General features: G+C 38.1%; 14 protein-coding genes. 11 read left to right on the top strand and 3 right to left on the bottom strand.

Going from position 1 to position 12199, the window contains the following annotated elements:
• Window positions 1–5: 5 nt before the first annotated feature.
• The 3 genes from A8B79_RS09490 (at window position 6) to A8B79_RS09500 (ending at window position 2422) form a co-directional block, all read left to right on the top strand.
• Window positions 6–797: a hypothetical protein gene (locus tag A8B79_RS09490; protein WP_066221555.1), complete on the top strand. Its 792-nt coding sequence runs from the start codon at window positions 6–8 to the stop codon at window positions 795–797.
• A 336-nt stretch (window positions 798–1133) separates the two neighbouring features.
• Window positions 1134–1934 carry a hypothetical protein gene (locus A8B79_RS09495; protein ID WP_066221559.1) on the top strand — a complete coding sequence of 267 codons (801 nt, stop codon included), beginning with the start codon at window positions 1134–1136 and terminating at the stop codon, window positions 1932–1934.
• A gap of 104 nt (window positions 1935–2038) precedes the next feature.
• The gene (locus A8B79_RS09500) at window positions 2039–2422 is read left to right on the top strand and encodes a hypothetical protein (protein ID WP_066221562.1); all 384 of its coding nucleotides are present in this window, start codon (window positions 2039–2041) and stop codon (window positions 2420–2422) included.
• Between the two features lie 105 nt (window positions 2423–2527).
• On the opposite strand, the gene A8B79_RS09505 is transcribed toward A8B79_RS09500, so the two are convergent.
• Both A8B79_RS09505 and A8B79_RS09510 read right to left on the bottom strand, forming a co-directional pair.
• Window positions 2528–4798, bottom strand: a complete 2271-nt coding sequence (locus A8B79_RS09505; RefSeq protein ID WP_161485161.1) for a TonB-dependent receptor — start codon at window positions 4796–4798, stop codon at window positions 2528–2530.
• Between the two features lie 26 nt (window positions 4799–4824).
• Window positions 4825–5739, bottom strand: a complete 915-nt coding sequence (locus tag A8B79_RS09510) for a hypothetical protein (protein ID WP_066221567.1) — start codon at window positions 5737–5739, stop codon at window positions 4825–4827.
• A gap of 231 nt (window positions 5740–5970) precedes the next feature.
• Between A8B79_RS09510 and A8B79_RS09515 the strand changes: the two genes are divergently transcribed.
• The 7 genes from A8B79_RS09515 (at window position 5971) to A8B79_RS09545 (ending at window position 10940) form a co-directional block, all read left to right on the top strand.
• Window positions 5971–6672 (top strand): esterase/lipase family protein, encoded by a 702-nt coding sequence (locus A8B79_RS09515; protein WP_066221570.1) that lies wholly within the window; start codon window positions 5971–5973, stop codon window positions 6670–6672.
• Between the two features lie 62 nt (window positions 6673–6734).
• Window positions 6735–7337, top strand: a complete 603-nt coding sequence (locus A8B79_RS09520; RefSeq protein WP_066221573.1) for a hypothetical protein — start codon at window positions 6735–6737, stop codon at window positions 7335–7337.
• A gap of 56 nt (window positions 7338–7393) precedes the next feature.
• Window positions 7394–7633, top strand: a complete 240-nt coding sequence (locus A8B79_RS09525; protein ID WP_235603650.1) for a winged helix-turn-helix domain-containing protein — start codon at window positions 7394–7396, stop codon at window positions 7631–7633.
• Window positions 7630–7824 carry a hypothetical protein gene (locus A8B79_RS09530; RefSeq protein ID WP_066221579.1) on the top strand — a complete coding sequence of 65 codons (195 nt, stop codon included), beginning with the start codon at window positions 7630–7632 and terminating at the stop codon, window positions 7822–7824. The genes A8B79_RS09525 and A8B79_RS09530 overlap by 4 nt, the downstream gene beginning before the upstream one ends.
• A gap of 65 nt (window positions 7825–7889) precedes the next feature.
• Window positions 7890–8465 (top strand): hypothetical protein, encoded by a 576-nt coding sequence (locus A8B79_RS09535; RefSeq protein ID WP_066221582.1) that lies wholly within the window; start codon window positions 7890–7892, stop codon window positions 8463–8465.
• A 238-nt stretch (window positions 8466–8703) separates the two neighbouring features.
• A complete protein-coding gene (locus tag A8B79_RS09540; RefSeq protein ID WP_066221584.1) occupies window positions 8704–9447 on the top strand; it encodes a DUF6962 family protein in 744 nt (247 codons plus the stop codon).
• Between the two features lie 104 nt (window positions 9448–9551).
• Window positions 9552–10940 (top strand): amidohydrolase family protein, encoded by a 1389-nt coding sequence (locus tag A8B79_RS09545; protein WP_066221587.1) that lies wholly within the window; start codon window positions 9552–9554, stop codon window positions 10938–10940.
• A 7-nt stretch (window positions 10941–10947) separates the two neighbouring features.
• Here A8B79_RS09545 and A8B79_RS09550 read toward each other — a convergent pair whose 3' ends face one another.
• Window positions 10948–11613: a DUF748 domain-containing protein gene (locus A8B79_RS09550; RefSeq protein ID WP_066221589.1), complete on the bottom strand. Its 666-nt coding sequence runs from the start codon at window positions 11611–11613 to the stop codon at window positions 10948–10950.
• A gap of 76 nt (window positions 11614–11689) precedes the next feature.
• On the opposite strand from A8B79_RS09550, the gene A8B79_RS09555 reads away from it, so the two are divergent.
• On the top strand, window positions 11690–12196 hold the full coding sequence (locus A8B79_RS09555; protein ID WP_066221595.1) for a YdeI/OmpD-associated family protein: 507 nt from the start codon (window positions 11690–11692) through the stop codon (window positions 12194–12196).
• Window positions 12197–12199: the final 3 nt, after the last annotated feature.

Genomic DNA, 12199 nt, shown 5'->3' on the forward strand with positions numbered 1-12199 from the left:
CCTTCATGAAACTTTACCTTCTCATATTTATTTTATTGCTTGGCTATTCTAATGCTAATGCGTGTTCTTGTGCAAGTTCATGGCAAGAAACAAATAACCACTATATAACATCTGATTTTGTTGGTAAAGTTACTATAAACCAAGTCTTCGATAGCCCTACCAAAGAATCCAAGACGTTCAAAATTGAAGTTAAAGCGGAAAAAGTATTCAAAGGAAATGAGGTTAGTACTCTTTATGTATACGGAAATCGGGGACATGGCATCCTTACATCGTGTGATCTTTATGTTGAGAAGGGTGAGGATTGGATTGTCTATGCTACTAAAAATAATGAAGGGAAATTAACTTTTGGATGGTGTAGCAACTCCAAGCCAATGGTAAAACCCTGGTTTAAGGGAAGGGCAAAACAGAACAGACAACAATCTATTAACCGTGAACTTGAAATGTTAGATTTTTTGTCTTCCCGGTTATCAAATTTAAAGAGAAGTTTTTCTGTCCAACCTGTTGGAACAAATATCTCTGACTATTTGAAAAAGTATGATGGAATTGAGCTGCCGCAAAACAGCTATTACCAATATTTAATAACATTTGATAGAAATCTAAAGATACACAGCGTTAAGACACTCAAAGGAATCGATAATGAATTTGATGCCGGGTTTATAGATTTCTTAAAAAGTAAGGTTGAATGGATGGTTCCTTATAGTGACAAGCCTAAAACCAACTTCCAGCATGTGTTTGCCGTGTTTTATTATAATGACAAAGAAAATGAGACTCGGTTTTTAAGCTCTTTTGAACTTTAGTATTAGCCGTCAATAATGCTCGCCAATAATTCTAAAGGTCGGAGTATTTGGACGTTGTTCGACGCCCTGAAATTTTAGTGAAGAATATGGTCATCACGCGGCGAATGCCTGAGATCCGGATTGGTCTGACCCACTCTTGTTCTCTCCCTAACATTAGGGAGAGAGACTCTTTAAATAAATTTGGGATCTAGTTAAAAAGTCCCCTTCCCTTGTTTAAGGGAAGGGACAGGGATGGGTTCGTCTTAGTACTTGTTTTATAAAGGTGGTTTGCTATCTTAAACTGATTTTAAACGAACGGAAGTTCGTGTATTATTATGTTAGTTTGCTTTAACTTATATGAACAGAAACAACTTCTTTTTTTTACTCAGTTTACTACTTATTTCATGCACGAAAGAGCAAAAAGAAATTATACCTACTGCAACCGAGTCTGAAGAAATTGTTTCTTTTCAGGAAATCGATTCAGACTCAATTATATATTCTGTTCTAAAAATTGATAGTCTTGCATTAGTAGATTATTACAAAATTGATCTCAATAATGACCAATTTGAAGATTTAGTAATACTTCAAAACCCACCTAAGTATCAGGCGGATCCTGGAACTTTCTCAAGGTTAACTGTTTATCTAGCTAATAATGGGACAAAGTCTTTTGATCCAGTTGACATATTTGATGTAATTCCAGATGACTTTTCATCATCTGCTACTTCTTTAATCGACTCTAAATTAGTCGGTATATATCCTACTCAAACAGGAGTTCTAATTTTTGCTTTTGGTTATCCATATGGATCAGGTCGATCAACCTCATTAGTAATAAAAGTTAGTGGTAAATCAATAAATACTGTTTTTGAGGGAGATTATAATTACTTCATTAGTTTATCAAAATTAAATCAAACTCCTACCTTGGTTTTAAGAAAAACAGCGGAACATTGGGGATGGGTTGATTCATTAAATATTTTATTGTCGAGTTATTGTCCATATCAAGTTGTTACGTTGAATGAGACTTTTAAGTTTGATTCAGTGTTAACAAAGGACTACAATATTGAGAATTATGTTTTTCAAGGTTATGAACCTTACAACTCTAAGATTACTGTAGCAATACCTAAAGATGGAGCAAAGCCTTACTTATACCAAGCAAACTAACAAACATTTCCAGCGGGGCTTGAGCAGGTTCGTAATTTTAATGTTAACTCGGCTCGATTCTTAAACCCGGTCGTTATTCTACTTACATTTTTTGATAATTCAATATGACCAAAATGATCCGTGAAAATTTGTTTAAAATATCTATTAAACTGGTTATAGTTATTGTCCTTTTTAATGTTTCTTCGTGCTCGGATTCTGACATTACAAACGTATCCAAACAACAATTAGAGGACTATACATTTACGCTTGATGGGACCGGGTCAATAATAAACAAGGATAATCAACCTCTTTTTGTTTTGAATGGTAAAGTTACGTCTCGTGAATTTTTAAAGCGTATAAAAACTGAACATATAGACTCTATCATAGTACAAAAGGGTGATATTGCAACAGAACATTATGGAAAAGATGGGAAAAGTGGGGTCGTTAAAATATATGCGGACAGCAAAGTTTATACTGATTTAAAACCAGATGTAACAAGTGAAGAATAACTAAGCTCCTGAACTCCCGCAACATAATTCTCCCTTCGAAATGGGTTCGTTCTCATCGTTTTCAGAAAGACCATGCTTTCAAACTAGCCGATTAAAACAGTATTCTTAATTAGACTCTATTTTCAACGACACATAAGGCGTTAAAGGAAGCTGGTTAATCCCTCTCTGATTGAACACATCATAATAAAACAGGTTTTCTCTGTTATAGGTGTTAATGGCTCCGGCCTGAACTTTTATATCTTTGGTGCCGGCATTAAAAGCCTGCGATACAGATATATCCAGTCGGTGAAAATCGGGCATACGTCCTTTAAAAGGCTTGTCCAGCAGCACTCTGGGTTCGCCGTAATCTTCAGTAACATCGGGAGGACGCTGATCAAAACTAAAAAAGCTGTCAAAACCTAGAGGACGTGTATAAGGAAGGCCTGATCCATACGACCAGCTCACATTTGTTGAAAAATTCCCCACATTGAAACCTGTCTGAGCATTTAACTGATGGCGACGATCATGCGGCGGATTGTAGCTCTGCACAGGTTCGCCAAACCAGGTCCCAAAATGATCTTGCCTTGTTGTGTATTCTGTGATGGAGTAGCCATAACCTAATCCCATATAAAACCTGCGGTAATTTAAATTAAGCCGTAGATCCATACCTCTCACTGTTCCATCTGCATAAGCAAGTGCAGTTGCAAAACGAGCAACCGGACCCCAGGTTGCAACCGGAGTATCTTTTATTTCTTTGTAGTATCCTTCTACGGAAAAGTCGAAAAAGTCACCTATGGGCTGTCTCCAACCCAACAGTGCATGTCTTGCTTCCATTCTTCGTTCTGATTCGGGTAACAGAATAAAAGTAGTAAAGGATGTTCCAGCGTCTCTGAAATCAGTGAGTCCTGCAAATGGCTGTCGATATATTCCCAGTGCTGCATGAATTTCTTCATCCACGCGGCCACGCGGCTGCCATGACATCTGCAATCTGGGCTCCACACTTGGTGATAATCGTTTTAAATAACTTGTGATAGACACGCCCGGCTCGATCAGAATTTTCTCCCCAATATTAACGCCCATTTTCAAATATCCCCCGGCATTTGAAAACGCTACCGCTTTTTCATCAAGAGAAACAAAGAGATTCGCAATATCATAAGACATGGTTCTGTAGTCAGTAAAGAAACCATAATCGAACCGTATTTCTCCAACATACAAGGTCAAGTTCATATCTAAGTGCGATTTAAATATCTGAGAATTTCTCACCCCCCCTTCAGATCCACCTTGCTCATTCGTGAAATAAGATAGACCAAAGTTGAAATCGACAAACGAAACCTTCGACTCTGCAGATGCTCCTGCACAGCGACCGCCTGTAACTACATTACTCCATTTAAAATAATCATCCGATTCAAAATCGAGACTACCACGATCGTATGTTCGCATAATTAATGCAGAACAATTTACTCCTTCGCCACTTGAGTTGTAATACTTGAGCAGCTGGCTGTTAAATTTCATCGGCTGTTTTTCCGATAGATATACATCACTTGTCTCTTCTATCAATGAACCGCGCAAAGAACCAATAATTGAGCTTTTTCCTTCACGAACCGGGGTTTCAAAAAAGAAATCCGACACAAAAGGACTCACAGAAGCAGACCATTTTTGATTGTAAAGGTTTCCGTTTTTAAGCCTTACATCCATTACCGAAGAAGTTCTTCCACTGTAACGTGGACCAAATCCACCGGCATAAAAATCTACATTCGAAACTACATCTTCGGGAAATACCGAAAAGAATCCAATAATATGAAACGGCTGATAGATCAATATACCGTCCATTAGCATCATATTTTCTGATGGCGTTCCGCCTCTTACAAAAAGCTGTCCTCCACGATCTCCTACAGCAACCACACCGGGTTGAGTTTGAATATAACTAGCCAGATCTGCGCTTCCGCCGGGTGTTGGAGCTCTTCCGAACGTTTCAGGACTTATACTAATCTGACCGGGGTTCATGTCTTCAGCAACTGCACCTTGCACATTGATTTCTTCAAGCTCTTCACGGGAATGTCTCAGCTGCACATGATTTGAAATATTCCGTGCTCTTAGCCCTATGGTTAATGTATCAATGTGCATTTCGTATCCTACATAACGAACCACAAACACATAATCACCGGCGGCCACATTATTGAATTCATAAAGCCCGTTACCGTCTGTAGTTGTTCCAACGATTCCCTTGCCCGTCATTGGTTGAAGGGTAATGTTTGCCATATCGAGCACTTTTCCTGTCTGATAATCTGTTACTATCCCGCGAATTAAAGAGCCTTGAGCTTTGATGTTGCTCGTCAATACCCCAAAGATCATAAAGTACATGACAGGTATCAGTCTTAAAAGAAAGCTTATATTCATATTCTTTGTGTAGATCATTTAACGGTCTATTCGCATTTTCTTTTTGGGTAGCTTTCTGCGGAAACTCTTTTAGATGTTATAACTATTTTTCGCTTAGCTATTCCGGCTATAAACCCTGTACCATTAACTACATTTGAAACTGCATCCGGCAAAACAATCTCTTCTTCACTTAAGTCAACGATGTCGGGCCAATCTTCGCTGGATGAAATTACAACCAACTCTCTTCTGTTAACTATCATATCACCCCGATTGGCTAATAAGATCTCTTCTATTTTCTCAGCGTTATCTATTTCAGCGCAATAATCTCCATTCGTTTTTAAGTTGATATCATCCAGATTTGAAATAATAACCTCTACCTCCGGCTCAACTACACGATCCCTGATCACTTGTATTAAATATCTGAAATCCATGGTGACTAATGTGTCTTCACTATTACCTCTGATTTCTCCTTCTTCATTCCCACCCGAATAAATTATATCCGGTATCGCTAACTCTGACGCCATAGTGATTGTGGCAAAGCTTTGACTTCCACCCGGTGCCTCTGCGCGAATCATGTATTCTTCTTGAGGCTCCAGTTCTTTGGTTGTCCAGTAATTCCATACATAAACATTTTCACTAAAGCGGATTAATTTGGGTTGAAGTTGAGTTTCTTCACCGGTTCCTTGATGGATCATAGTTACTGTTGTACCGTTTGAATCCGGATCTTTTGGAATCAGAGTCTCCACAATTGGCATTACCCTTACCCAATTAGTGTCGGCATGTATATCAAATGTGCCATACATTGAAAAAACATACCTGTCGTTTTCCTGAAGTGGATCGAACTCGTTTTCGCACCCTATTCCGGATACGCACAACAGTCCAAATAAAAAGATCTTTACTTTACAATAAATCTGACTGTGCAAGCTTCTCATCAAAGGTGAGTTAAATGAATTATTAAACATTATTATGAATTCCCTGATTCTAGCTCATTAAAATCTTAACAATGAAATTACTAAACTACTAAAAAGATTTATTTTACAAATTACTCTGTTCTCTATCAATTATTTGTGATCACTTACTATAACATGTACTCTTGTTGGTGATTGGTGTAGGTGAGATAATTAACATATAGATCTCTCAGATAACATCTTTTTGAAATAACCGTACCGGGAACTTTTCTTTTATTCAAAATTATGAAAGCTTTTTTACTTTTAAGTTTGCTCTGTACTTTTTTTGTGACGCACTCCATCGCCTCTGATTGCGTTATTCTTCTTCACGGATTGGCGCGATCAGATAACTCCTTTTCTAAAATGGAGCAGAAATTGAATGAAGAAGGGTACTTCGTTATAAATAAGTCCTATCCATCTACTAAGCACGATATTGAGACTCTCGCAAACGATATTATTCCAAGATCTGTCGCTTCTTGCCCGGATTCATCTCAAGTTCATTTTGTAACTCATTCTTTGGGGGGAATTCTTGTCCGTCAATATTTAAGCGAACACTCAGTAACCAACCTTGGAAGAGTGGTCATGTTAGCCCCGCCTAACAAAGGGAGTGAAATTACCGACGAAATGAAGGATAATGTTCTCTACAAAACCGTTAATGGACCGGCAGGATTACAACTTGGAACGGACTCATTAAGTGTGCCAAACCAACTGGGTCCCGCAAATTTTGAGTTGGGTATTATTGCAGGAACCAAAACTGTGAATCCGATATTATCTCAAATGCTGCCAAATCCCGATGACGGAAAAGTATCTGTAGAAAGCACGAAGCTAAACGGCATGGCAGATCATATTGAAGTACCCTATTCCCATACCTTTATTATGAATAAAGATGATGTTATTGAACAAGTAATCCACTTTCTGAAAAACGGTTCTTTTAATCATACAGAATAAAAATTGCTGCCTATTGCAGGAAAGAATATTTTACGGTACTTTGTATTAAAAAGTACTTTGTAATGAATACAAAACAAGATTATAATCAAGACCTGGCTGAGATCCGTTCTATGATGGAGCGGTCATCTAAATTTTTGTCGCTTTCGGGATTATCCGGGGTGCTGGCCGGGCTCTATGCCTTAACTGGATCGTACATAGCTTATTATATATATGATTTCGATCCGGGTTCTGCGAACTCTTCCGGTGTAGAAACTGAAATCATTTTATTAGCTCTTTTGGTTTTGGTATTGGCCGTAGGATCGGCGGTTTTACTTTCTTACAAAAAAGCTCATAAAAAAGGAGAGAAGGTCTGGAACCCTGCATCAAAAAGACTTTTAAGTATCGTGGGAATTCCTTTGTCTGCAGGAGCTGTTTTTTCTCTAATTCTTTTTTATGAAGGATCTATTGGCTTAATACCTTCTGTAACTTTGATCTTTTACGGAATAGCATTGTATAGCGCCGGCAGACTTACGTTCAATGAACTGAGTGTTCTGGGTCTTCTTCAAATAGCATTGGGCTTGAATGCTGCTTATTTTACTGAGCACAGTTTACTTCTTTGGGCGCTTGGTTTTGGTGTTGCCCATGTTATTTATGGAATCTATATCCATATCAGGCACGAACGGTGAAAGTTTCAGTAAACGACTTACATAAGGCTTTTGAAAATCGAACCCGGCTGGGAATTATGTCCGCATTGGCCGTTAACGATACTCTGGATTTTAATTCGCTGAAGGAACTTTTGGATGTCACGGACGGTAATCTGGCCAGTCACATCAAAACTCTTGAAAAAGAGGATTTTATTGGCGTGAAAAAGACCTTTATCGATAACAAACCAAATACGAAATATCATATGACTCAGGAAGGTAAAACTGCTTTCGAAAAACACCTAAATGTATTGGAAGCTATAATTAAGGCTCAAAAATGAACAAAGAAACACAACAAAAATCCCCTGTTCAAAGAACACTCTCAATTGTGCTTATTACGGTTGGCCTCATGCTTATGATATTTATGATAACTGTTGAAGATGAACCCGGAGCAATTCCGTTATTTATGATCCTGAGTGGAATTGTCTGGTTCTATAAAACACGGCTCAGAAATAAAATGAAACCTTCTTAAAAAAATTTACCCCCTTACTTTGCAATTCAAAGTGGGCTAACAATAATATCCCAAATCATTACATCATGAAATCAGAAACCTCACTTAAAAAACATTTAGCGTTTGTAGCAACAGGGACGGCCGTGTTATTACTCGTCCCGCTAATTGCAATGCAGTTCACGTCTGAAGTCGTTTGGACTCTATCCGACTTTATTTTTGCCGGAGTTTTACTTTTTGGAACAGGAGCCGTTTTTGTTGTTGTTTTGCATAATATGGAAAACAATTCATATCGAATTGGAGCCGGCATCGCGCTGATCTCAACCTTATTCTTAGTTTGGGTAAATGGAGCTGTAGGAATTGTTGGGCATGAAGGAGAACAAATTAATCTTCTTTATTTCATTATCCCGGGTGTGGGCTTGATCGGGGCTTTTTTGTCCAGGTTTAAATCGCAGGGATTGTGCTATACATTATTCGTTATGGCTACTATACCTATGATCATCGCGGTTATTGCGCTATTGGGATATCTACAAGAACCACCTCATAATTCAGCTACTCAAATATTAGCAATTAATATGTTTTTTACGGTTCTGTTTTCTCTTTCCGCTATTTCTTTTAGAAATGCCGTGCGTGATCAAAATGAGAAAGAGTTGTCGCCGGAGTAAGTTATAAAGCTTTTCTTTTCAAAGTAATATTATGTCACATACTCAAATCTTTGAAATGAGAACGTTCTTATCACATCTTAAATCTTAAGAGTAATTGCACAGCCATCAGACGGGCTATCCGTCTGATGGATTGTTGATAGGACTTTAGAAGCGTAAGTTTTTATTGTGAAAAGATTTTCCTGTTAAATTTAAACACGCTTAAATTTTTTGGTTACAGATTTTTCTACCTTCTGTAACTATGACTTCACCAAGCGGGCAACCTTCTATAGAAATTTTCGGGGTTCTGATAATGGAACCCATTGTTACTCTCACTGATCTTTTGGTTACTGCGGTTTGCCTGTATGCTTATATCAAGCTAAAAAAGCTTAACCATCAGGGAAGCTCACATCAATACTTTCGTTTATACTTTTTGATAATGGCTATTGCTACAGCTTTTGGAGGTATAACCGGTCACGCTTTTCAGTATGCTTTAGGTTTGAGCTGGAAGCTTCCCGGCTGGTTGATAAGTATGTTGGCTGTTTCGGCTCTGGAGCGGGGAATTATTTCCTTCCTTTCTCCAATAGTCTCTAAAACTACCAGCAAAGTTTTGGGCATTGCAAATGTTGTTGAGCTTCTTGGGTTTGCTGTTCTTTCTTTTCTCACCTTAAACTTTTTCTATGTACAGATTCACTCTGCTTATGGATTAGGTTTGGTTGTTTTTCCATTATGTTTTTATGCTTTTTGGAAAACCGGAAACAAAGGTGCTAAGATCATTTGTCAATCCATTTTATTTACATCACTGGCGGCCTTCTTTTATACTTCAAAAGCTTCTATAAGCCCCTGGTTCAATCATTTGGATATTAGTCATTGTATAATGGCTTTCGGTACTTATCTTTTTTACAGGGGAGCGGTGATGATGGGAGATATTTCATTTATAAGTTACCGAAAGCAAGAAATTTCGATTGGCCAAACCATCAAAGAGCTTTTGACTTCACAAAAGTAATTACAAGTTTTCACACCGGTAAAAATTCATCAAAATAATAACTAAAAGTTGTTTTAGGTTTCCACAAACCTGTTCTTACATTGTATTCAAATAACTAACAGACCATGAAACGAGTAGCTCTACCTGCTGTTTTAGTTGCGATATTGGTACTAACATATATCGTTTTTCAAACACAGAACAATCAAACAACCAAGCAGAAAGTTACAGGTAATGTAACGGCTTTTACTAATGTGTCCGTCATTCCTATGACAAGCAATCGTGTTATTGAAAATCAAACGGTTGTAATCAGGGGTGATGAAATTTCTCTTATTGCTCCATCCGAAAATGTAGAGTTTGATAGCGAAGCCACAATTATTGACGGCTCCGGCAAGTTTCTTATTCCGGGATTAGCTGAAATGCATGGACATGTTCCGCCGACTGATCCTCCTTCAAATGCTCCACGATATATGAATATGGAGTATGTTGAAAACACACTATTTTTATATACAGCTGCCGGTATTACTACTGTAAGAGGCATGTTGGGTTGGGCTAACCAGCTTGAACTAAAAGATAAAGTATCTTCTCAGGAAATAATCGGTCCAAGTCTTTATCTGGCCGGCCCAAGTTTCAACGGCAATTCTATCGGTTCTGTAGAAGAAGCTACGAGTAAAGTTCGTCAGCAAAAAGAAGAGGGCTGGGATCTCTTAAAGATCCATCCGGGTCTGACTTTGGAAGAGTACGATGCCATGGCGCAAACTGCTAATGAGATCGGTATTACTTTTGGCGGTCATATTCCTTCCGATGTGGGAATAATACACGCTATTGAAATGGGGCAGGAGACCATCGATCATATGGATGGATATGTTGCATATCTTGACAGCTACACCGGAAAAGAACTTGACCAAAAAATTCATGAATTAATAGCTCTCACAAAAGAAAACAATGTTTGGGTTGTACCTACTCAGGCTTTATGGGAAACTATTTTAGGCGCTGCGGATTATGATGCCCTGAGAGAATATGATGAGTTAAAATATATCCCTAAAAACCTTGTGTCCGGTTATAATGCCTGGACAAAAAGGTTGCTAAACAACTCTAATTTTAATCTTGAGAATGCTCGTGAGCACGCCGCTCTTCGTCAGCGACTTCTTTCAGAAATGAATAAATCAGGAGTTAAAATTCTTATGGGGACGGATGCTCCTCAACTTTACAGTGTTCCGGGTTTTTCAATTCACAGAGAACTTAAAGTAATGAGTGAAGCGGGAATGTCTCCTTATGAGATACTGGTTACAGGCACAAAAAATGTTGGAGAATATTTTTCGCACAAAGATAATTTTGGAACCATTGAAACAGGTCAAAGAGCCGACCTTATTCTTCTGGACAATAACCCTTTAGATGATATTTCAAATCTTAAACAGAACTCCGGAGTAATGGTTGCCGGAAGATGGTTGTCCAGAAGTTTTATCGATGAAAAGCTTGCCGCCATCGAAGCCTCCTACAAAGCTAAAGACAAATAGTATTTTCTCAGAAATCAATTAAATCTTTAACTCCTTCTTCCAGCTGATCCATTAAGCCTGATTTTACTGCTTCGGATATTGCATTACGGATAATTGGTCTGAATATCTCTCTTAAGGCTTGTTCTACTGTATCAGATCCTGACTCACCAATATCGGTAAGAACTATTCTATCAACAGTGGCTTCCGCTGATCTTTTTTGATCCAGCTCGGATGAAATCTTTACTTTGCCCTGTTCAAGAATAAATTCCTTGATGATAATTGTCTTCTCTGATTTATCATCTGAACTCATCTCAATGTTACTGCTGAGCTCTCTTAGATTTACTTTTGTCTCTTTTTGTTCAAACAGTATTTCCGGATTGGTTACCCTGATCCTGTTAACCACAATTTGATCAGATAACAAACTTTTAACATCCATTTCGATCTCAATTCCTTTTAAAGAAATCGCAACTTCATCCGAAAAACCCTCCGGATTGTACACTATAAAACCGTCCATATCTGCCGAGGCTCCGAAAAGAGAAACATCAATGTCGTCTACTTCCACTTCCGTTTTTAATATTTCGCTGCCTGAATCTTCTATTCCTGATTCAACAATGCCATCAATGGTCATTCCAACAGCTAATGCTACTCCCAAAAATATTGCTATTATAATTCCGGTTATTTTTAAACCCTTCATTTGTTTCTTTTTAGTTAGTTTTCAACCTTATAAACTATCCCTAGACTAAATAGTTTCTTTTTCTAACTCATTGCGCATGAAGACTTTCCATTTGAAAACCACTGTAGTACTTCTCGAAAAACTAAAAATGACAGTTGTGGTTATTCCGAAAGCTATGGTCGAAGAAATGGGTGGGCTGGGAACAAGGCTCCTTTGTTCTGTAAATGGATTTGAGGAATTTCATTGCGGATTGGTTGCCTTTGGTGAAGGACAGGGATACATCTCTATAAACAAAAAAAGACTTAAGAAGTTTGGGACCGCTTTAGGGGCTGAAGTTACACTGGAACTAAGGCATGATCATTCTAAATATGGGATGGAAATGCCGGAGGAGCTTGAGGCGTTGCTTGAACAAGAACCTGAAGGGGCAAAGTTATTTAATGCTTTGAGCGACGGAAAGAAAAGATATATCATCCATTATGTTGGCTCAGTAAAAAGCAGTCAGTTAAAGATCGATCGGGCAATAATGCTCATTAATAATCTTAAAACTATGAGCGATAAATTTGATTTCAGACACCTTTTGGGAATGCCTCCAAGAGAAGAGTAGTGA

This window comes from Balneola sp. EhC07 (genome assembly GCF_001650905.1).
In the GTDB taxonomy this organism is placed as follows: Bacteria; Bacteroidota; Rhodothermia; order Balneolales; family Balneolaceae; genus Balneola.

Excerpts from the sequence above, each read along its gene's own strand:
- A8B79_RS09490 (WP_066221555.1), top strand. The coding sequence starts at position 6 with ATGAAACTTTACCTTCTCATATTTATTTTATTGCTTGGCTATTCTAAT.
- A8B79_RS09495 (WP_066221559.1), top strand. The coding sequence starts at position 1,134 with ATGAACAGAAACAACTTCTTTTTTTTACTCAGTTTACTACTTATTTCA.
- A8B79_RS09500 (WP_066221562.1), top strand. The coding sequence starts at position 2,039 with ATGACCAAAATGATCCGTGAAAATTTGTTTAAAATATCTATTAAACTG.
- A8B79_RS09505 (WP_161485161.1), bottom strand. The coding sequence starts at position 4,798 with ATGAATATAAGCTTTCTTTTAAGACTGATACCTGTCATGTACTTTATG.
- A8B79_RS09510 (WP_066221567.1), bottom strand. The coding sequence starts at position 5,739 with ATGTTTAATAATTCATTTAACTCACCTTTGATGAGAAGCTTGCACAGT.
- A8B79_RS09515 (WP_066221570.1), top strand. The coding sequence starts at position 5,971 with ATGAAAGCTTTTTTACTTTTAAGTTTGCTCTGTACTTTTTTTGTGACG.
- A8B79_RS09520 (WP_066221573.1), top strand. The coding sequence starts at position 6,735 with ATGAATACAAAACAAGATTATAATCAAGACCTGGCTGAGATCCGTTCT.
- A8B79_RS09525 (WP_235603650.1), top strand. The coding sequence starts at position 7,394 with ATGTCCGCATTGGCCGTTAACGATACTCTGGATTTTAATTCGCTGAAG.
- A8B79_RS09530 (WP_066221579.1), top strand. The coding sequence starts at position 7,630 with ATGAACAAAGAAACACAACAAAAATCCCCTGTTCAAAGAACACTCTCA.
- A8B79_RS09535 (WP_066221582.1), top strand. The coding sequence starts at position 7,890 with ATGAAATCAGAAACCTCACTTAAAAAACATTTAGCGTTTGTAGCAACA.
- A8B79_RS09540 (WP_066221584.1), top strand. The coding sequence starts at position 8,704 with ATGACTTCACCAAGCGGGCAACCTTCTATAGAAATTTTCGGGGTTCTG.
- A8B79_RS09545 (WP_066221587.1), top strand. The coding sequence starts at position 9,552 with ATGAAACGAGTAGCTCTACCTGCTGTTTTAGTTGCGATATTGGTACTA.
- A8B79_RS09550 (WP_066221589.1), bottom strand. The coding sequence starts at position 11,613 with ATGAAGGGTTTAAAAATAACCGGAATTATAATAGCAATATTTTTGGGA.
- A8B79_RS09555 (WP_066221595.1), top strand. The coding sequence starts at position 11,690 with ATGAAGACTTTCCATTTGAAAACCACTGTAGTACTTCTCGAAAAACTA.